The sequence below is a fragment of the Rhizobium oryziradicis genome (genome assembly GCF_001939045.1).
In the GTDB taxonomy this organism is placed as follows: domain Bacteria; phylum Pseudomonadota; class Alphaproteobacteria; order Rhizobiales; family Rhizobiaceae; genus Allorhizobium; species Allorhizobium oryziradicis.
In genome coordinates this window covers 132,197-152,182 of record NZ_MKIM01000025.1, presented here as the reverse complement: position 1 = coordinate 152,182, position 19,986 = coordinate 132,197, and the positions used below count along the sequence as shown (strand labels likewise).

The following is a 19,986-nucleotide window of genomic DNA, read 5'->3' as shown; positions in this document are numbered from 1 at the left end:
TGAAACCTGTATTTTCAGCACAAGTTTTTTGAAACAGTGCTTGAAGCCTGCGTCTGCTAGGCTTATTTTGGAAGAATTCTAAAAGTGGACCGGCGCTTGTGCTGGTCCCGAAGGAGCAACCCATGTTCATCCAGACCGAATCCACACCCAATCCAGCCACATTGAAGTTTCTGCCCGGTAAGGTGGTCATGGAAAATGGCACGGCAGAGTTTCGGGATGGAGAGGCGGCGCAAAGCTCACCCTTGGCTGCGCGTCTGTTTTCGGTGCCTGGCGTCACAAGCGTGTTTTTCGGCTATGATTTTATCACCGTCACCAAGGACAATGCCGAGTGGCCGCATCTGAAACCCGCCATTCTCGGCTCTATCATGGAGCATTTCATGAGCGGCGCGCCGATCATGGGCAATGGCGGCGCAAATCTCGCCGATGACCCTGACGGTGAATTTTTCGAAGAGGGTGACGAGACCATCGTTGCCACCATTAAGGAACTGCTGGAAACCCGCGTGCGCCCGGCAGTCGCCCAGGACGGCGGCGACATCACCTTCCGTGGTTTTCGAGATGGCAAGGTGTTTTTGAACATGAAGGGGTCTTGCGCTGGCTGCCCGTCATCCACAGCAACGCTCAAGCATGGTGTGCAGAACCTGTTGCGCCATTTCATCCCGGAAGTGCAGGAAGTCGAAGCGGTCTGACGCGCGGCTTCTTCAGAACACACGACAGCGTAAAGACGCGAGCAGAAACACAGGTGCGAAGATGATCGTTCTTGCGATCGATACGGCAGGGGCTGCCTGTGCGACAGCCGTTTACGACAGTGATCAGGATCGCATTCTCTCTGAGGTGTCAGAGGTGATTGGTAAGGGCCATGCGGAAAAGCTGATGGCCATGGTGGATGAAGTTTTGGCCAAAGCCGACAAGGCTTTACCGGATCTTCATCGCATTGCTGTTACCATAGGGCCGGGGTCATTTACCGGCATTCGCGTCGGCCTTGCGGCGGCGCGCGGTTTGGCATTGGCACTGGGAATTGATGTCGTTGGCATCTCGACACTGAGCGTTCTGGCATTAGCCTATCGAGAGGAAACGGAGGGCAGGAACGGGGAGGTTCTTGCCGCCATGGATGCCAAGCGCGACGAGGTCTATACCCAGAGGTTTGGTGCCGGTGGTGAGACTGTGGATGCGCCCGCTCTGGTGTCTGTCAGTGATTTTCTACAGATGGCAGCGGGTGTGGGAGGAGTTGCAGGATCAGGGCGTCATCTGTTGCCACAGGGACACAAGGATCTTTTGCCGGAGGAGAGTGCAATGGATCGTTTTCCGATAGAGCATGTTGCAAGGCTTGGGGCCGTGGCTGAGGTTTTGGGCAAGCCAAAGCCGCTTTATTTGCGTGGGCCGGATGCCAAGCCGCAAACCGGCTTTGCTGTTGCAAGGGTAGACGCCCATGCTTGAAACACTGTTTTCCAGAAAAGCGGAATTTGAAATTGTCGCCATGGGCAGTGACGATTGCCATGATGTGGCAGAGCTGCATGGCCAGCGGTTTGCACGGCCTTGGAATGATGGCGAATTCGTCAGCCTTTTGCTCCAGCCCAATAGTTTTGGTTTTGTGGTGCGCCAGACCAATGCGCTGATGTTCAAGCCGCAATTGAGCGGTTTTGTCTTGGCGCGCGAAGTGGCGGGCGAAGCAGAAATTCTCACCATTGCAGTCCACGACAAGGCGGCGCGTTGCGGTCTTGGCTGGCGGTTGATGCAGGCGGCCATGCGTGAAGCCCGCGCCAGAGGCGGCGAAACCATGTTTTTGGAAGTGGACGATGGCAATCTTTCGGCCATCGGGCTTTACCGCAAACTTGGCTTTGACAAGGTGGGCGAGCGCCCCGCCTATTACGCGGATGCCAAGGGCCATCGCAGCTCGGCGCTTGTCATGCAGCGTGATCTTCGTTAATTGGCTCATGAGAGCGATGACGAGATTTTCAAGGCACCATGACCGAGACGCCAAAAACGCTGGAAGAGCTTTGCGCAGAGCGCGGCATGCGGATGACCGAGCAGCGCAAGATTATTGCCCGTATTTTGCAAGAGTCTGAGGACCATCCAGACGTGGAGGAGCTTTATCATCGCTCCTCTGCGGTGGATTCGAAAATTTCCATCTCGACCGTCTATCGCACCGTCAAACTGTTTGAAGATGCCGGAATCATTGCCCGCCACGATTTTCGCGATGGCCGCTCGCGCTATGAAACCGTGCCCGAAGAGCACCACGATCACCTGATTGACCTGAAGCATGGGGTGGTGATCGAGTTTCGCTCCCCCGAAATCGAGGCGCTGCAAGAGAAGATTGCCCGAGAGCACGGGTTTACCCTTGTTGATCACCGGCTGGAGCTTTACGGCGTACCGTTGAAGAAGGGCGAAGAGTGATGATGTGCAGCCAGATGGGCCGGATGTGATTATCAAGATCAGGACGTATTTTTTCCTATTCCTTTTGGTGGTGGTCACCTTCATCATGCTGCCCTTTCAATTGATCGGGCTGAAGTTTGATTGGAAGCTGCGCCGTGTGTTGCCACGGTATTGGCATCGCTTTGCCTGCCTTGTGCTGGGCCTGAAAGTGCGAGTGCATGGCGCACCTTTGCGCAAACGCCCGCTGATGCTGGCCTCCAACCATACGTCCTGGTCTGACATTCTGGCGCTGAGCTCCATTGACGACATGGTGTTCATTGCCAAGATGGAAGTGGCCGACTGGCCGATTTTTGGCACGCTGGCCAAGCTGCAGAAAAGCGTGTTTGTGCGCCGCGAGGAAAAACGGTCCACCGGCAATCAGGCCAATGACATTGCCGAGCGCATGGCCGATGGGGAAATTGTGGTGCTGTTTCCCGAAGGCACCACATCGGATGGCAATCGTCTGCTGCCGATCAAATCCTCGCTGTTTGGCGCAGCCGCGATGGCTTTGCCGCTGGCTCCGGATGGTGTGGTGTATATCCAGCCAGTGGCCATTGCCTATACCGGCTATCACGGCATGCCCATGGGGCGTTATCACCGCCCGATTGTCAGCTGGCCCGGCGATGTGACACTGGTGCCGCATTTGATGGGCATTATGCGGGCGATGGCGCTGGAAGTGGACATTTGTTTTGGCGAGCCGGTGGAATATCGTGCAGGCTCCAATCGCAAGCAGGTGAGCGCCAAAGTGGAGGCCGAAATTCGCCGCATGCTGGCTTCAAAACTGCTGGATCGCCAGATAGAATAGCGCCTTGTGCGGCCTTTGCGATTTTTCGGTTTAATCTGGCCGCAAAAAGCACTAAAGAGCGGCCATGACCCAAGATATCCAGAGCCCCATCCCATCGGCAGAGCCGCTCACAGTTGCGATTGAACCCGGCCATAATAGCCGCAAAGTGTTCATCAAGACCTATGGCTGTCAGATGAATGTTTACGACAGCACCCGCATGGCGGATGCGCTGTCAGCCGATGGCTATGTGCAGACCGAGAATGTGGAAGAGGCCAGCCTTGTGCTGCTCAATACCTGCCATATCCGTGAAAAGGCCGCCGATAAGGTCTACTCCGCTCTGGGCCGCTTGCGCGAGATGAAAAAGCTGCGCCATGCCAAGGGTGAGGAATTCATGATTGGCGTTGCCGGTTGTGTTGCGCAAGCAGAAGGGGCGGAGATTGTCCGCCGTGAGCCGGGCGTAGATGTGGTGGTCGGGCCGCAAACCTATCACCGCCTGCCGAATGCGCTGAAACAGGCGCGGTTGGGCAAGCGGGTTGTTGATACCGAATATGCGGTGGAAGACAAATTCGAGCATTTGCCCGATCCCACCAAGACCCCCGGCAGAAAAAGAGCGGTCACGGCCTTTTTGACCGTGCAGGAAGGCTGCGATAAATTCTGTACCTTCTGTGTGGTGCCTTATACCCGTGGCTCGGAAGTGTCGCGGCCTTTGTCGCAATTGATCACCGAGGCCAGGCGTCTGGTCGAGAGCGGCGTGCGTGAAATCACTCTCTTGGGCCAAAACGTCAATGCATGGCATGGCGAAGGCCCAGATGGGCGCGAAATGGGTCTGGGTGATCTACTCTATAAGCTTGCAGACATCGATGGCTTGGCGCGGCTGCGCTACACCACCAGTCACCCGCGCGATATGGATGACCGGCTGATCGAGGCCCATCGCGATCTGCGCACCTTGATGCCTTATCTGCACCTGCCGATCCAGTCTGGCTCAGATCGTATCCTCAAAGCCATGAACCGCCGCCACAAGGCAGCCGACTATATCGCCCTGATTGAGCGCATCCGCAGCGCCCGTCCAGACATCGCCCTGTCGGGTGATTTTATCGTCGGTTTTCCCGGCGAGACCGATGCCGACTTTGAAGACACCATGAAACTGGTGGAAACTGTTGGCTATGCACAGGCTTTTTCGTTCAAATATTCGTCGCGTCCCGGAACACCCGGTGCCGATTTGCCAGACCATGTAGACGAGGATGTGAAGAGTGAGCGCCTCGCAAGGTTGCAAGAATTGCTGTTAAAACAACAGCATGACTTTGCCCGCTCGCTGGTGGGCAAGACCATTGATCTGTTGTTGGAAAAGCCGGGCCGCATGCCGGGGCAAATTATCGGTCGTTCTCCCTGGCTTCAGTCTGTAAATGTTGATGCAAAAACATCGCAGATAGGTGACATTATTCAGGTACGAATCACGGATGTCGGCCCAAACAGCTTGTTTGCCGAGGTGGCAGAGGGTTAGAGTGAGGGTCTCATCTCAGATCAACGGGAGCTTCCTCGCTTGAACGCATCAGAAGTGGTAACCTCACCCTCGCGCAACACCAAAACCGCTGCGACCGACGCCAATCACTTTATACTGACGTTCGAGAACAACCGACATGCCAGTGAGCTGTTCGGTCAGTTCGATCAAAATCTGAAATTGCTGGAACAGCGGTTGGCCATCCAAGCCAGCGCCCGCGGCAATTCAGTCTCCATCACTGGCGAGTTGATGGCCACCAATCAGGCCCGCCGTGCACTGGATTTTCTCTACGCTAAAATTCAAAGCGGCGGATCAGTCGAGGCCTCCGATGTCGAAGGGGCCATCCGCATGGCAGTGGCCGCCGATGATCAGCTCAGTCTGCCAACGTTGGAGCGCAAATCCAAGCTGACCATGGCGCAGATTTCGACGCGCAAGAAAACCATCGTGGCCAGAACCCCGACGCAGGATGCCTATATGCGGGCGCTGGAGCGCTCGGAACTGGTGTTTGGCGTTGGCCCGGCCGGTACCGGCAAAACCTATCTGGCGGTGGCGCAGGCAGCGCAATTGTTGGAGCGCGGTGCTGTTGATCGCATCATCCTGTCGCGACCGGCTGTGGAAGCGGGCGAACGGTTGGGCTTCTTGCCGGGCGATCTCAAGGAAAAGGTCGACCCTTATCTGCGCCCACTCTATGATGCGCTTTACGACATGATGCCGGGTGACAAGGTGGAGCGCGCCATTACCGCAGGCGTCATCGAAATTGCCCCACTGGCCTTTATGCGGGGTCGCACGCTGGCCAATGCTGCGGTTATTCTCGATGAGGCGCAAAATACCACCTCCATGCAGATGAAAATGTTTTTGACCCGTCTTGGTGAAAATGCCCGCATGATCATCACCGGCGACCCAAGCCAGGTGGATTTGCCGCGTGGGGTCACATCGGGGCTGGTTGAGGCATTGCGCATTTTGCAAGGCGTTGAAGGCGTGTCCTTTGTGCGTTTCAAGGATGTCGATGTTGTGCGCCATCCTCTTGTTGGTCGCATCGTCAAGGCATATGACGCCCAATATACGCAACAGACAGAAAGTGAGCAGGCTGGCTAAACCCGGCTCTGGCATTGATGCAAAAACTAGACATACAAATTGCCGTCGAAGATGACGGCTGGCCAGCGGAAGATGTGCTGGAGACCATGAGTGAGCGGATTTTGACCCAAGCTGCGGAGTTTATTGCAGCCGAAGGTCAGCCGTTTCCGCCCATGCCAACCGAGCTTTCGCTGGTTTTCACCAATGACGACGATATTCGCGGCATCAATGCCGAATGGCGCAAGCAGGACAAGCCCACCAATGTCTTGTCCTTTCCGGCCTATCCCATTGTGCCTGGAGATAGGCCAGGCCCGATGCTGGGCGATATTATTATTGCTCGTGAAACGGTAGAGCGCGAAGCGCTTGATCTGGGCAAAAGTTTTAACGATCATCTGACGCATTTGATGGTGCATGGATTTTTGCACCTTTTCGGGTATGATCACATGAATGATGAAGAGGCAGAGCAGATGGAAGGGCTGGAGACTCGCATTTTGGCCAGTCTCGGTCTATCTGACCCCTATGCTGTATAATTTCTGACATCCTGTGTGATATAAGATGGATTATTCAGCGATTAAAATGGTTCTGCGTCGTGTTTGATGCGGAACGCTATAAGGGCATCACGCCCGTTTGATAGAATGGTAAAATGAGCGACTTTTCGACACGACCGGCCTCGGAGGCCACAAAGGAGCAGGACAGCTCCTCCTCGGAAGAGGGATCTAGTAGTTCCCAGCGAAGTCCCGCGGCCCACAAGCCGCATTCGTCTTTCTGGGCGCGCGCTGCCCGTATATTGAGGCCCGCGTATAGAGCGAGCCTGCGCGAAGACATCACCGATGCGCTGATGTCGGACCAAGGGCCTGACCAGGCCTTCTCGCCCGATGAGCGGGCCATGCTTCAAAACATCTTGAGCTTTCGCGAAGTGCGCGTCGAAGACGTGATGATCCCGCGCTCTGACATCAAGGCCGTTGATCTCAGCATTTCCATTGGCGCGTTGATGACGCTGTTTCAGCAAACTGGCCATTCGCGCATGCCGGTCTACCACGAAACGCTGGATGATCCGCGCGGCATGGTGCATATCCGCGACCTGCTGTCCTACATTACTCTGAAAGCGCTCAACGGTAACGGGTTGGATCTGGCCTGCGTCGATCTGGGCGTCACCATTGAAGAGGCGGGTATCATCCGCTCTATCCTGTTTGTGCCATCGGCCATGCAGGCGTCTGATTTGCTGGCCCGCATGCAGGCGGCCAGAACCCAGATGGCCGTGGTGATTGATGAGCATGGCGGCACCGATGGTCTGGTGTCTCATGAAGACATCGTAGAAATGGTCGTTGGTGACATTGATGATGAGCACGACAAGGAAGAGGCGCTGGTCACGCGCGTGTCCGATGACGTGTTCTTAGCCGATGCCCGCATCGAGCTGGAAGAAATCGCCGAAGTCGTTGGCCCTGATTTTGATGTCAGCGAGGAAATCGACGAGGTTGACACCTTGGGTGGTCTGATTTCGGCGGCCATTGGCCGCGTGCCGCAGCGCGGCGAGGTGGTTCAGGCGGTTGAAGGCTTTGAGCTGCACATTCTCGATGCCGATCCACGGCGTGTGAAGCGGGTGCGCATCACCCGCATGGCACCGATTGCCAAGCGCATACAAGAGCAGACAGCGGCAGAGCGCGATCGGAATAAAGAGCCAGTTGACGCGATTTCAGAGCATTAGGCTATAAATCTGACTTCTCTCAGAGTGTTGTAACGACAAGGCGGTGGTTTTTTGAAAAACTGCCGCCTTATTGCGTGATTCGCTGCAGCATAATTTCTGAAATCGGAATGGATTGAAGAAATTATGCGGCAGATTAAAAGTGCTGTAGGCCACAATTGGCTCTGTGACCATGCTCGCCGTCAGTACAGAGCATGAGAAAACTGTGCGTTCCATTGCAACCACGGCGAAAGACTGTTTGAGACACAAAGGGATGACTGCATGGAGCGGATTGCCGCGAGAATAATGCTGCTGGACGGGTGGCGTCGCGCCGCTTTGGCCGTGGTTTCGGGCGCTGTTTGCGCATTGGCCTTGCCGCCAGTCGATTTTTTTGCACCCGCCTTTCTCTCCTTTCCGGTGCTGGTCTGGCTTTTGGATGGCACCAGTGGCGATCCGGGCAAGCGGTGGTCGCGTGGTCTGCGGCAAGCCTTTTTCATTGGGTGGCTGTTTGGCCTTGGCTATTTCGTCGCCGGCCTGTGGTGGATTGGCAATGCCTTGATGGTCGAGGCCGATGAATTCGCCTGGGCTTTGCCGCTGGCAGTTTTGGGGCTTCCAGCTGTTCTGGCGCTCTTTTATGGCTTGGCCTGCGCGGGCGCGCGGCTGCTGTGGTCTGAAGGCGTTGGCCGCATCGCGGTACTGGCGGCGGCCTTTGGGCTGGTGGAATGGCTGCGCAGCTTTGTGGCAACCGGCTTTCCATGGAATGCCATTGGTTATGCGGCCATGCCTGTACCCTTGATGATGCAGTCTGCGGCAGTCGTTGGTCTATTTGGCGTGTCGGCCCTTGCTGTGTTCGTGTTTGCCGCACCAGCCCTGCTTGGCACCCGGCGTGGTGCCGTGCTTGGTCTTTCTGTCGCGGGCGTGCTGGCGGCGCTGCATCTCGGCTATGGGGCCTATCGTCTGTCGCAACCGATGGGGACGGGGGAGAGCGATAAGCAACTCACCGTGCGTCTGGTGCAGCCGAATATTGATCAGGCTTCCAAGATGAATGACGATGACCGGATCGCAATCTTTGAAAAACATTTGCGCCTGACAGCCCAGCCACCGCAGCCGGGCCATAAGCAACCGGATATCATTGTCTGGCCTGAAACCACCATTCCGTTTATTCTGACGCAAAACCCGGATGCGTTGCGCCAGATTGCCAATACGCTGAAACCCGGCCAATTGCTGATCACCGGCACAGTGCGCTCTGAAGATCAGGGTGCTGGACTTGCCCCCCGATATTACAATTCCATCTACGTTATCGACAGCACAGGGCAGATTGTTGCGGCGGCTGACAAAGTGCACCTTGTGCCATTTGGGGAGTATGTTCCATTTGAGGACGCTCTCTCAAAGCTCGGAATCACCAATGTGGTCGATCTCCCGGGCGGGTTTTCGCCCGGCGCAAAGCGAACCCTGTTGACCCTGCCGGATGGTTTGAAGCTCTATCCGCTGATCTGTTACGAGATCATTTTTCCCGATGAAATGACCGCGGGACTGCTGGGTGCCAATGCGATTGTCAACGTCACCAATGATGCCTGGTTTGGAAATTCACCGGGGCCTTATCAGCATTTTCAGCAGGCAAGATTGCGCGCTGTCGAGACCGGACTGCCCGTCATTCGAGTCGCCAATAATGGCATTTCTGCCACAATTGATCCGCATGGAAACGTTGTTTCGGGTTTGCGATTAAACGCAGAAGGCGCAGAAGATGCAACCTTGGATTTTTCAATTTCTGAAAAACAAGCGAGATTTCCAGTCAAATACAACTTTTGGCTGGTAACTGTTTTGTTATTATCTGTGGGTGTATTTTCGCGTTTAAGTTTTATTTCGAGGGGGAATTGACCAAAAACCCCTAAAAATGCATAGTGTGTTTGCTTGATGGCGTCTGAAATTCCTTGCTTGAAGTTCCGAAAGGCACAACGTAACGTTCCAGAAAGTTGCAAGCACTACGGGTTATGACCGATATCAGCCTTCACTGCTAACTATTGTCAGGATTGTGACATGCTCGAAAACAAGAAAAAACCGAACCCGATCGACATTCATGTCGGTAGCCGGATTCGTCTTCGTCGTACCATGTTGGGTATGAGCCAGGAGAAGTTGGGTGAAGCCCTCGGGATCACATTCCAGCAAATTCAGAAGTACGAAAAAGGCACAAACCGTGTGGGTGCCAGCCGCCTGCAAAACATCTCCACCATTCTGAACGTTCCAGTGTCGTTCTTCTTTGAAGATGCACCAGGCGAACAGGCTGCCGGTGGTGCTGGCTTCTCGGAAGCTGCAAGCTCGAACTACGTTGTTGACTTCCTGTCTTCGTCCGAAGGCCTGCAGCTCAACAGAGCATTTGTTAAGATTAATGATCCGAAAGTCCGTCGCAAAGTTGTTGACCTGGTCAAGGCTCTGTCGGCTGAAGCAGACGCTGAGTAATCAGCGTTCATCATTGGTTTTAAAAAAAGCGGCGTGCGGGCCGCTTTTTTTGTGCCTTGGTCACTTTCGCGAAAGGAATGCTGACATAAAGATATATTTATGTCGTTGTGTTCTTGTTTTTAGCGTGCTGAGGCTCTAACACATCGTGACCTAGTTCATTGAGGGGAATCCCGCATGCGCTCAAATTATTTGTTTACGAGTGAATCCGTTTCTGAAGGCCATCCCGATAAGGTTTGCGACCGCATTTCCGATGAAATCGTCGATCTGGTTTACCGCGAAGCGGCAAAGACCGGCGTTGATCCCTGGACCGTGCGCATCGCCTGCGAAACGCTGGCCACCACCAACCGCATCGTCATTGCCGGTGAAGTTCGCCTTCCTGCGAGCCTGATGAAAACCGACAAGAATGGCGATGAGGTCATCAATCCTGCCAAGTTCAAGGCCGCAGCCCGCAAAGCCGTGCGCGACATTGGCTATGAGCAGAGCGGCTTCCACTGGAAGACAGCAAAGATTGACGTGTTGCTGCACTCGCAGTCAGCCCATATTGCGCAAGGCGTGGATAAGGCGTCTGACCACGACAACAGCGAAGGCGCTGGCGACCAGGGCATCATGTTTGGCTATGCCTGCACCGAAACCCCGGATTTGATGCCTGCCCCGATCTATTATTCCCACAAGATCCTGCAACTGCTGTCTGCTGCCCGCAAAGCGGGCGAAGGCGATGTTGGCCGGCTTGGCCCAGACGCCAAGAGCCAGGTGACTGTGCGCTACATTGATGGCAAGCCTGCGGAAGTGGCTTCTATCGTGTTGTCCACCCAGCATCTGGAAGACAGCTGGGATTCGGCCAAGGTGCGCCAGGTGGTTGAGCCTTACATTCTTGAAGCGCTTGGCGATCTCAAGGTGGCTGACGATTGCAAGTGGTACATCAACCCCACCGGCAAATTTGTCATCGGCGGCCCTGATGGCGACGCTGGCCTGACAGGTCGCAAGATCATTGTGGATACCTACGGCGGTGCAGCCCCTCATGGCGGCGGTGCTTTCTCGGGTAAGGACACGACCAAGGTTGACCGTTCTGCTGCCTATGCGGCACGCTATCTGGCCAAGAATGTTGTGGCCGCTGGCTTTGCCGAGCGCTGCACCATTCAGATCTCGTATGCCATTGGTATCGCGCAGCCTTTGTCGATCTACGTTGATCTGCACGGCACCGGCACTGTCTCTGAAGATCAGGTGGAAGCAGCCATTGCCAAGGTGATGGATTTGTCGCCGACTGGTATTCGCCGCCATTTGGATCTAAACAAGCCGATCTATGCCAAAACCTCTGCTTACGGCCATTTTGGTCGCAAGGCAGGGCGCGATGGCTCTTTCTCCTGGGAAAAGCTTGATCTGGTCAAGCCACTCAAGGACGCAATGAAGGCTTGATTGACATGACACTGGACCGCCGCAGCCGGGCGACCGAAGCTTTTTTCGGTCGTCGTAAGGGAAAACCGCTTCGTGAGCAGCAAGTAGAGCGTATGACGCATCTGTTGCCCGAGCGCATGGTGGATCTTGAGGCAGCGGCTCCAGCTGATTTGAAAACACTCTTCCCCGTTGTTGTGGATAGACTTCGTCTTGAAATCGGCTTCGGCGGGGGCGAGCATCTGGCCCATCGCGCCAGAACCAACCCCTCCACCGGATTTATCGGTGTTGAGCCCTTCGTCAATTCCATGGCCAAATTGCTGGCGGTGATCGACGAAGAAGGGCTGCCCAATATCCGCGTCTATAATGACGATGCGACGCAATTGCTCGATTGGCTGCCGTCGGAATCGATTGATCAGATTGATCTGCTCTACGCCGACCCATGGCCCAAGAAGAAGCATTGGAAACGGCGCTTTGTGTCGCAGGTCAATCTCCAGCGCTTTCATCGCGTTCTCAAGCCCGGTGCCACTTTCTGTTTCGCGTCCGACATTGATACCTATGTGAACTGGACCTTGCAGCATTGCCGCGACCACGGCGGCTTTGATTGGCAGGCGCAGAGTGCGAGCGATTGGCTCACCGCCTATGAAGACTGGCCGGGAACACGCTATGAAGCAAAGGCCCGCCGCGAAGGCCGCTCATCGGCCTATCTGACCTTCAAGAAAATCTGAACAGACGCCTGAACAGACGATCATGCAAAATAGAAAAGGACTGTGCGGGAGGTCTCGCACAGTCCTTTTTGCATTCACGCTTTCGCATGGATGCGAAAGCTATGGATTTTAATGCAGGCTAACGGTTTTCAAATCATCTTCGGCCGCCTTGAAGAAGGTGGAAGAGCGATTGTCTGTGAGCAAAATCGGTGTGCCATCGGCGGCGAACAAGGCCCAGAGATCTGTGCTGGGGTCAATTTCCGGGGCGTCGGGAAAGCAGCGCGACACGTCTTCGAAGCGAATTTTGCGGATATAACCAACTTCGCCTGAGCCGAGATGCGTCAGCTCCATAAGAGACAGGTTTGGGGTAGCTTCTTTGATCAACATTCCGAATCTCCTTCAGGGAGGGAGCGGAGTTCACTCCGCCATGGTCCTAGTTTGAGGCGGAAATGTTAATTTTTCTCACTGTTTGGTGAAGGTTTGGGCGAAAAAGTTCGATGACGAGCAGGCCGTTGCTCAGGCGGGCGCTGGAAACATCCATGCCATCGGCCAGTACGAAACTGCGCTGAAACTGCCGTGCGGCAATGCCGCGAAACAGATAATCGGCGTCCATGCGCTCGCTTTGGCATCCGCGAATCACCAATTGGTTGCCCTCAACCGTGACATCCAGATCGTCATCGCTAAAACCGGCCACAGCCAGCGTAATGCGCAGCTTGTCGCTCTCTGCCTGATCGGGTTTTCGCACCAATTCGATATTATAAGGTGGATAGCCATCATTGGCGCGCGCAAGCTGACTGATCAGGCTCTCGCTGAGCTCAAAACCCAGCAGCAGCGGAGTGGCGAAAGATTTTGTTGGGCGCATATTGGTCCTCGGCTCATCAGAATCAACCGTATTCTCGGATGGTCGCTCCCTATATGGGTATGACCAAGGGCGCAGACAAGCGCCTAGATAAGCGCCCCGATCAGCGTTCGAAAACAGATGTCGTCTTGACAACAGGCTGGCGCGGCAGTCATCACAGGTGACCGCAGTTAAGGAATATCGGACCATGCAGAAAGCCAGAAAGATCATCATCGATACCGACCCCGGTCAGGACGACGCTTGTGCCATCATGCTGGCGCTGGGCAGTCCAGACGAAGTGGAGGTGCTGGGCCTTACCGTTGTTGCCGGCAATGTGCCGCTGTCAATGACCAGCCGCAATGCGCGCATTGTCTGTGAGCTGTCTGGCCGCACAGACGTGCCGGTGTATGAAGGCGCGCTCAAGCCTTTGCAACGGCCACAGGTGACGGCAGAGCATGTGCATGGCAAGACCGGCCTTGATGGTGCCGAGGTTGATGAGCCGACCATGCTGGTGCAGGATCAGCATGCCGTGGATTTCATCATTGATACCATCCGTCGCGAAGAGCCGGGCACAGTGACACTCTGCACCCTTGGGCCGCAGACCAATATTGCGCTGGCGCTGCAAAAGGCCCCGGATATTGCCCCGCGCGTCAAGGAACTGGTGATGATGGGCGGTGGCTGCTTTGAGGGCGGCAATATTACCCCAGCCGCCGAATTCAATATCTATGTCGACCCGCAGGCCTCCAAGATCGTGCTTGCTTCGGGCATTCCAATCGTCATGATGCCGCTGGATGTGACCCATCAGTTGATGACCACCAAGGCGCGGGTGGCGCGTATTCAGGCCATCGGGTCGCGTGTCTCTGATGTCGTGGTGCAATGGTTGCAGTTTTTCGAGCGGTTCGATATCGAAAAATACGGCTCCGACGGCGGCCCGCTGCATGATCCAACGGTGATTGCTTACCTCATTCGGCCAGAGCTGTTTTCAGGCCGCACCTGCAATGTCGAGATTGAAGCGGATTCCGAGCTGACAGTTGGCATGACGGTGGTTGACTGGTGGCATGTGACAGATCGAGCCGCCAATGCGACCTACATGCGCAATGTCGATGCGGATGGTTTCTTTGAATTGCTGACAGAGCGCCTAGCGCGACTTTGAGTAAGCAGTGCGTGGTGGTGGATAAAATTTCCACCACCACGCGCTTGGCTGTTTTCTTTTGTCGGCACCCGTGGCACTGAATGGGTATGACAATATCAACCGCTTCGCCCACGCCTGCCGATTTCGCCCATGTCCGAGACTGGGTCTTTGATCTCGACAACACGCTTTATCCGCATCACATCAATCTGTTCAGCCAGATTGATCGTAATATGACGGCCTTTGTGGCTGACTTGCTTCAGCTTGCGCCCGATGAAGCGCGGATGGTGCAAAAGCGCTATTATCATGAACATGGAACGACGCTTGCGGGCTTGATGCTGCATCATGGCGTCGATCCGGTCGATTTTCTGGCCAAGGCCCATGCGATCGATTATTCGTGGCTTACGCCCGATGTGGATCTGGGCGAGGCGATCAAGGCTTTGCCGGGCCGCAAATTCATCTTTACCAATGGCACCGTGCAACATGCGCAGGATGCTGCACGCGCGCTGGGCATTCTCGATCATTTCGATGATATCTTTGATATTGTCGCGGCAGACTATCAGCCCAAGCCCGCAAGTCAGACCTACGACGCTTTTGCCGCTCTGCATCGCATTGCCGCGCGCGAGGCTGTGATGTTTGAGGATCTGCCGCGCAATCTGCTGGCTCCCAAAGCGCTGGGCATGAAAACCGTGCTGCTGGTGCCCCAAGTGTCCGATGGCACGGTGCTGGAGCAATGGGAGCGCGTTGATGGCTCAGAAGATCAAAGTCACATTGATTATGTCACGGATGATTTGAAGGGCTTTTTGCGCAATATTCTGTCAGCAGTTTAGTTATGAATTACAACATTACGCATTTGTAACGACCATTACCGATCGTTAAGTGGCGGCCATTTTGGCATGTGGCTAAGGTCCTTTCATCAACGATGAAAGGACATATCATGAATGTCACCAAGACAACCGCATCAGCCCTTGCCGCAACCCTTCTGGTCGGAGCCTCCTATGGCGCAGTCTTCGCCAAGGATGGCAAGCCGGGCGCAGACGGCCGTGATGGTGCGGGACATCACGAGCGGATGATGGAGGCCTGCGGGCCGCGTCCTATGATGATGCATGGTCGTGCCGGGATGTTTATTTACGCCCTCCAGCAGTTTGATACGAATAAAGATGGCAAAATCTCGAAAGAGGAGGCCAAAGCAGCCGAAGACAAGCTGTTTGCCGCCATTGACACAAACAAGGATGGTGTGATCACGCCTGGCGAGCTGAAGAAATTCCATGAAGCGCGGATGGAGGCATGGAAGGCCAGTTGGAAGGCTGAAATGTCCAAGCCGCCGGCGACGGATGAAAAGGCAAAAGGCGCGGATGATGCCAGTGCCAAGCCTGGTGACGCCATGGGTGGCCCTATGGATGACCAGATGGATGGATGCGCACTGCGTGGCCCAGAGCACCATAAACCAGGTCACCATAAGCACGGCATGCGGGATGGCTGGCATAACCGCCATGCCATGATGGGCAAGATGATGGGTCCGATGTGGTTGATGTCGCGCATCGACACCGATGAGAATGGTCAGATCAGCAAGGCCGAAGCCGATGCGGCTCTGGATAAGCTGTTCACCAAGTTGGATACCAACAAAGACGGCTTTATCTCTGCCGATGACTTCCCACAGGCACCGCCGCTTGCGCCATAAAGTCATAGCGTCAGGATGTTGAAATGACAGGGCTGAGTGTTTAGTAAAACACACGGCCCTGTCATCTTGTATGGATCAGAATTCTTCCCAGTCATTTTGCGAGGCTGTGGCCGTTGCCTGAGCAGCCCGTGTTTGAGGTGCCGCACGGACGGTGGCGGCACGGGTCGGTGCAGCGGTTGGTCTGGCTGGTGCCGGTGCCGGTTTTGTCACGCGCACTGGTGCGGGTGAGGTTTGTCTTGCCACGGTGGCGGGTGTCGCCATGGCACCGTCATTTCCAGTGCGGAATTTCATAATCAGTTCCGACAGACGAAGACTATCCTGGGCAAGGCTGGCACCTGCGGCATTCATTTCTTCCACCATTGCGGCATTTTGCTGGGTTGCATGATCCATATGGTTTACCGCAGTGTTGACCTCGGTCAGGCCCGACGCCTGTTCCTGTGCCGCTGTGGCGATCGCATCCATGTGCTGGTTCATATCTTCGACGGCCTTGGAGATGGTCGCCAGCCCTACGCCCGTATCATTGACCAGCTTGACGCCTTCGCCCACAGCGGCCTCGGAATTGCCAATCAACGCCTTGATTTCCTTGGCAGCATTGGCCGAGCGCTGGGCCAGTTCGCGCACTTCCTGGGCAACCACGGCAAAGCCTTTGCCAGCTTCACCGGCGCGGGCGGCTTCAACACCGGCATTCAAGGCGAGAAGATTGGTCTGGAACGCGATCTCGTCGATCACGCTGATGATCTGTGTGATCTTGCTGGATGCTTCCTCAATACGTTCCATGGCCGAAACCGCATTGCTGACCACGTTTGCAGAGTTTGCAGCATGTTGGCGGGCATCGCGCACCAGATCACGCGCGTCACTTGTTCGTTGCGATGTGGCCTTCACATTGGCGGTAATTTGTTCCAGAGCCGCTGCAGTTTGTTCCAGAGCAGCCGCTTGTTGCTCAGTGCGCTTGGCAAGCGTATCAGAGGCCTGCGAAATTTCGCCGCTACCATTGGTGACACCCTTGCCAACCTGACCAACGGCAAGAAGTGCGGTGCGAAGCTGGTTGACGGATGCGTTAAAATCGTGGCGCAATGGCTCAAATTGATCTGCAAATTTCTGATCAATTTCGCACAACAGATCGCAGCCCGCCAAACGCTTCAAGCCAGAGGCGAGAGCGCCCGTTGCTTCGTTCAAGCGGCGTTCTGCGTCGGCCTCGGCGTTGCGCTGAACCTCTTCTCTTTCCTTTTCCGCATTGATACGATTTTTCTCAGCGTCCGCCTCCAGTTGCAATTTCGCGACGCTGGCCTGACGCATGATTTCCACGGCACCTGCCATTTCACCAATTTCGTCGTGGCGATTGGCGTCAGGCACAGTCACATCAAGCTTTCCATCGGAAATCTGCAGCATCACGCGGACCATGCGGGTAATGGGTTTCGATACGCCCATGATGATCCAGATGGTCAGCAAGGTCATCACCACGATACCAGCAATAATCAGCCCGATGGTAATGTAAGACGACGTGTCATAGGCGGTTTGTGCCGCAAAGCCCGATGCATCCGCCCCCTTGTCGTTTGCCTTGATGATTTCTCCAAGGGCAACGAAAGACGCAACCAGCGGATCGCGTGCAGGTGCAATGGCGGCCACGGCAGCAGGCATATCTTTGGCGGCAACCGCTGCCATGATGGTCTTTTGGGCGACGAGATAGGTTGCCCATTTTGCTTCAAAATCGGCCCACAGCTTTTTCTCTGTTTCGTTGCGCAGCGTGGCGCTGAACGCCGCATAGGATTTGGGGATGGATGCGTCCATTTCCACAAATTCGTCATCCAGACCTTTGATTTCAGCCGGGTCCACAGCAATGGTCTTGCGGATTGTCGTGGTATGGTACCGCAACATAGTGAACTGAATGGCGTCCAGCTTTGCCATGCGAGGCATCCACACTTGCCGTGTGTCTGAAGCCGCTGAATAAACCACCGAGATTTGACTATAGCTGATAAGCCCAAGCGCGATAATCAGAGCAAGTGCTGCTCCAGCCATAATCATAAGACGAGCCGAAATTTTCAAAGTCATAGCAATTTTCCTGAAGCGAATCGCTGAGCACAGTCTGATATGTTTATTTGTTTATGCGACATTATGAATTAATTATAAGTTAAGGTTGCGGAGGCTTGAAAATGCTACCCAATTTCCGCTGTCTGCAATTGAAACAATCAAACTCTGAGATGCTGTTGAGATGCGTGGTTTCGCGGCCAAGCAGACCGCAAAACAGACAATACCGCATCGTTTTCACCCGAAGCCAGAATTGATTTGATGTGAAAATTATCCCGCAGAGATCAAGAACGACAGCAAGTCTTTGTGCGCGCAATTGGGCGCACAGCGCTGTCGGCGATCCTGTCTATGTTGGTGAAATAAATTACCGAGGCGGAGATAAAAATGCTGCCGCTTTTCAGTGTTGGCCCTGGTGGATCGATTTATGAATGATGTCGCTGACCCGTCGCGCGTCGGCAATCATTTGAAATGATGGCACCTGGTTATTCATCAAGCCCGGAAAACTGTTTCTTGCGCCCATCCAGCCGCCAAGGGCAGAACTGGATTCTGCAAATGTGATCGTGCCGCTGCCATCGGGTTTCTCGCTGAGGGAAATATCCGGTATGGACTTCAAATTCAGAGATTTCACTTTTCGTGAAAAAACACCAGAGACGATAATGGCCCTTTCGTTGGTAACGGCGTAGTCCGTATTGGCGCGAATTTTTGCATCGACAAAAAATCGACCGATAATGAGGTAAATTCCCATCGCAACGAAAGGGATGCCAAAAAATGGAAAGATATGGGCGATAGGATCGGTTTGATTTTGAGATGTCGCATTGATTGCTCCAAACATCCAAAACAGTGCGAAACCTCCCCAAAACAAACTGAACGGGATTTGAAAGATATCAGATGATCGAAGCTTGAGACCCGTGGCAGGTTTTCCCTTCCATAACAGTTTTTCACCAGGACGTAATTCACGTTCAATGGTGTACTGCATGAAACAACCCGCTCTTTGAGGATAAAGGCCTTTGTTCTGGTGCCGCTTGCAGGACTCGAACCTGCGACCCCATCATTACGAATGATGTGCTCTACCACCTGAGCTAAAGCGGCCCAGGAAACCGCGATCAGCGATTTCCAGTCTGTGCGGGTGGATACAGGCAAACTTTGCTGATTTCAAGATGCCTTTTCTGATCTGTTACGCTTTTTCGCAAATCCTGGCTTTTGCTGCATGGTATTCGCTTTCCAGCCTGCTTACCAACGCCGAGACAGACTGGACAGACTTGATCGCACCAATGCCTTGACCGCAGCCCCAGATGTCCTTCCATGCTTTCGCGCCAGTTGTGGCGGCTTCAAAATCCATTTTGCTCGGGTCTGCTTCGGGCAGATGATCGGGGTCAAGGCCAGACGCCTTGATGGAGGATTTCAGGTAATTGCCATGCACGCCGGTAAAATAGTTGGAATAGACAATATCATCGGCGCTGCTTTCAACCAAAGCCTGCTTATAGGCTTCGGAAGCGCGTGCTTCCTCGGTGGCAATGAAGGGCGAGCCGATATAGGCCATGTCGGCGCCGGCGGCCTGGGCTGCCAAAATCGCACCGCCATTGGCAATGGAGCCTGCCAACAACAGCGGTCCATCAAACCATTCGCGAATTTCCTGCAAAAGCGCAAAAGGCGAGAGCCTGCCGGCATGGCCGCCAGCGCCTGCGGCGACAGCAATCAAGCCGTCCGCTCCTTTGCGGATGGCCGAGTTGGCGTGGCGGTTGTTGATGACATCATGCAGCACAATGCCACCATAGGAATGAATGGCGGCATTGACCTCCGGCACGGCACCCAGCGACGAAATGACGATGGGCACCTTGTATTTCACGCACAGGCCCAGATCATGCTCCAAACGTTTGTTCGAGGTGTGGACGATCTGGTTGACGGCAAAGGGGGCTGCGGGCCTTTCAGGGTTTGCAGCATTGTGGGCCACCAGATTTTCGGTGATCTCGGCCAGCCATTCATCCAGTTGGGCTGCGGGGCGCGCATTCAGCGCCGGAAAAGAGCCAACCACGCCTGCCTTGCATTGCGCCAGCGTCAGGGCAGGGTGGGAAATAATGAAGAGAGGAGATGCCACAACCGGCAAGGTGAGATGACGGGAGAGAATTGCTGGAAGGGCCATTGCACACCTCAAATATTTGACGTTTCCGTAAACGTCAAAAAGATAGCAGAGCCATTGACGATTGAAAAGAGCGATCTTTTCCCAAAGGTGCTGTCCTTGGCGGGGTTGCCGCAATCTGTGCGACGATCCTGTTGGGTTGGCGCATGGATGGGACTGGCTGATTGTGAATGGCTG

General features: G+C 54.8%; 21 protein-coding genes and 1 tRNA gene. 16 read left to right on the top strand and 6 right to left on the bottom strand.

Annotated features, from left to right (window positions below):
* Positions 1–122: 122 nt before the first annotated feature.
* The 13 genes from BJF95_RS08660 (at position 123) to trmB (ending at position 12,020) form a co-directional block, all read left to right on the top strand.
* On the top strand, positions 123–686 hold the full coding sequence (locus BJF95_RS08660) for a NifU family protein (protein WP_075639060.1): 564 nt from the start codon (positions 123–125) through the stop codon (positions 684–686).
* Positions 687–747: 61 nt separating this feature from the next.
* Positions 748–1,434: a tRNA (adenosine(37)-N6)-threonylcarbamoyltransferase complex dimerization subunit type 1 TsaB gene (gene tsaB, locus BJF95_RS08655; RefSeq protein WP_075639059.1), complete on the top strand. Its 687-nt coding sequence runs from the start codon at positions 748–750 to the stop codon at positions 1,432–1,434.
* Entirely contained in the window at positions 1,427–1,924 is a 498-nt protein-coding gene (locus BJF95_RS08650; protein WP_075639058.1) for a GNAT family N-acetyltransferase, read from the top strand. The genes tsaB and BJF95_RS08650 overlap by 8 nt, the downstream gene beginning before the upstream one ends.
* A gap of 38 nt (positions 1,925–1,962) precedes the next feature.
* Entirely contained in the window at positions 1,963–2,391 is a 429-nt protein-coding gene (locus BJF95_RS08645) for a Fur family transcriptional regulator (RefSeq protein ID WP_075639057.1), read from the top strand.
* A 25-nt stretch (positions 2,392–2,416) separates the two neighbouring features.
* On the top strand, positions 2,417–3,214 hold the full coding sequence (gene olsA / locus BJF95_RS08640; RefSeq protein ID WP_075639342.1) for a lyso-ornithine lipid O-acyltransferase: 798 nt from the start codon (positions 2,417–2,419) through the stop codon (positions 3,212–3,214).
* Between the two features lie 64 nt (positions 3,215–3,278).
* Positions 3,279–4,694, top strand: a complete 1,416-nt coding sequence (gene miaB, locus BJF95_RS08635) for a tRNA (N6-isopentenyl adenosine(37)-C2)-methylthiotransferase MiaB (protein ID WP_075639056.1) — start codon at positions 3,279–3,281, stop codon at positions 4,692–4,694.
* Between the two features lie 39 nt (positions 4,695–4,733).
* Positions 4,734–5,786: a PhoH family protein gene (locus BJF95_RS08630; RefSeq protein WP_075639055.1), complete on the top strand. Its 1,053-nt coding sequence runs from the start codon at positions 4,734–4,736 to the stop codon at positions 5,784–5,786.
* A gap of 17 nt (positions 5,787–5,803) precedes the next feature.
* Positions 5,804–6,295, top strand: coding sequence for an rRNA maturation RNase YbeY (gene ybeY, locus BJF95_RS08625; RefSeq protein ID WP_075639054.1), 492 nt, complete (start codon positions 5,804–5,806; stop codon positions 6,293–6,295).
* A gap of 113 nt (positions 6,296–6,408) precedes the next feature.
* On the top strand, positions 6,409–7,470 hold the full coding sequence (locus BJF95_RS08620) for a hemolysin family protein (protein ID WP_075639053.1): 1,062 nt from the start codon (positions 6,409–6,411) through the stop codon (positions 7,468–7,470).
* Positions 7,471–7,728: 258 nt separating this feature from the next.
* Entirely contained in the window at positions 7,729–9,324 is a 1,596-nt protein-coding gene (gene lnt / locus BJF95_RS08615) for an apolipoprotein N-acyltransferase (RefSeq protein ID WP_075639052.1), read from the top strand.
* A gap of 159 nt (positions 9,325–9,483) precedes the next feature.
* Positions 9,484–9,903, top strand: a complete 420-nt coding sequence (locus tag BJF95_RS08610; RefSeq protein WP_075639051.1) for a helix-turn-helix domain-containing protein — start codon at positions 9,484–9,486, stop codon at positions 9,901–9,903.
* A 174-nt stretch (positions 9,904–10,077) separates the two neighbouring features.
* Complete coding sequence (gene metK / locus BJF95_RS08605; RefSeq protein ID WP_075639050.1) at positions 10,078–11,316, top strand: methionine adenosyltransferase; 1,239 nt, start codon at positions 10,078–10,080, stop codon at positions 11,314–11,316.
* A gap of 5 nt (positions 11,317–11,321) precedes the next feature.
* Positions 11,322–12,020: a tRNA (guanine(46)-N(7))-methyltransferase TrmB gene (trmB, locus tag BJF95_RS08600; protein ID WP_075639049.1), complete on the top strand. Its 699-nt coding sequence runs from the start codon at positions 11,322–11,324 to the stop codon at positions 12,018–12,020.
* Positions 12,021–12,128: 108 nt separating this feature from the next.
* On the opposite strand, the gene BJF95_RS08595 is transcribed toward trmB, so the two are convergent.
* Positions 12,129–12,386, bottom strand: coding sequence for a BQ00720 family protein (locus BJF95_RS08595; protein ID WP_075639048.1), 258 nt, complete (start codon positions 12,384–12,386; stop codon positions 12,129–12,131).
* A 46-nt stretch (positions 12,387–12,432) separates the two neighbouring features.
* Positions 12,433–12,861 carry an Hsp20 family protein gene (locus BJF95_RS08590; RefSeq protein WP_075639047.1) on the bottom strand — a complete coding sequence of 143 codons (429 nt, stop codon included), beginning with the start codon at positions 12,859–12,861 and terminating at the stop codon, positions 12,433–12,435.
* A gap of 184 nt (positions 12,862–13,045) precedes the next feature.
* Between BJF95_RS08590 and BJF95_RS08585 the strand changes: the two genes are divergently transcribed.
* From BJF95_RS08585 to BJF95_RS08575, 3 genes are all read left to right on the top strand, one after another.
* On the top strand, positions 13,046–13,990 hold the full coding sequence (locus tag BJF95_RS08585) for a nucleoside hydrolase (protein ID WP_075639046.1): 945 nt from the start codon (positions 13,046–13,048) through the stop codon (positions 13,988–13,990).
* A gap of 86 nt (positions 13,991–14,076) precedes the next feature.
* On the top strand, positions 14,077–14,796 hold the full coding sequence (locus BJF95_RS08580; protein ID WP_075639341.1) for a pyrimidine 5'-nucleotidase: 720 nt from the start codon (positions 14,077–14,079) through the stop codon (positions 14,794–14,796).
* Positions 14,797–14,903: 107 nt separating this feature from the next.
* Entirely contained in the window at positions 14,904–15,647 is a 744-nt protein-coding gene (locus tag BJF95_RS08575; RefSeq protein WP_075639045.1) for an EF-hand domain-containing protein, read from the top strand.
* A gap of 75 nt (positions 15,648–15,722) precedes the next feature.
* Here the strand turns inward: BJF95_RS08575 and BJF95_RS08570 are convergent, their stop codons facing one another.
* The 4 genes from BJF95_RS08570 to BJF95_RS08555 all read right to left on the bottom strand — a co-directional run bounded on the left by BJF95_RS08570 (position 15,723) and on the right by BJF95_RS08555 (position 19,812).
* Complete coding sequence (locus BJF95_RS08570; protein WP_075639044.1) at positions 15,723–17,696, bottom strand: methyl-accepting chemotaxis protein; 1,974 nt, start codon at positions 17,694–17,696, stop codon at positions 15,723–15,725.
* 373 nt (positions 17,697–18,069) lie between these two features.
* Entirely contained in the window at positions 18,070–18,648 is a 579-nt protein-coding gene (locus tag BJF95_RS08565) for a PH domain-containing protein (RefSeq protein WP_075639043.1), read from the bottom strand.
* 37 nt (positions 18,649–18,685) lie between these two features.
* Positions 18,686–18,761, bottom strand: a tRNA-Thr gene (locus tag BJF95_RS08560).
* Between the two features lie 85 nt (positions 18,762–18,846).
* Positions 18,847–19,812: an NAD(P)H-dependent flavin oxidoreductase gene (locus BJF95_RS08555; protein ID WP_075639042.1), complete on the bottom strand. Its 966-nt coding sequence runs from the start codon at positions 19,810–19,812 to the stop codon at positions 18,847–18,849.
* Between the last annotated feature and the right edge of the window lie 174 nt (positions 19,813–19,986).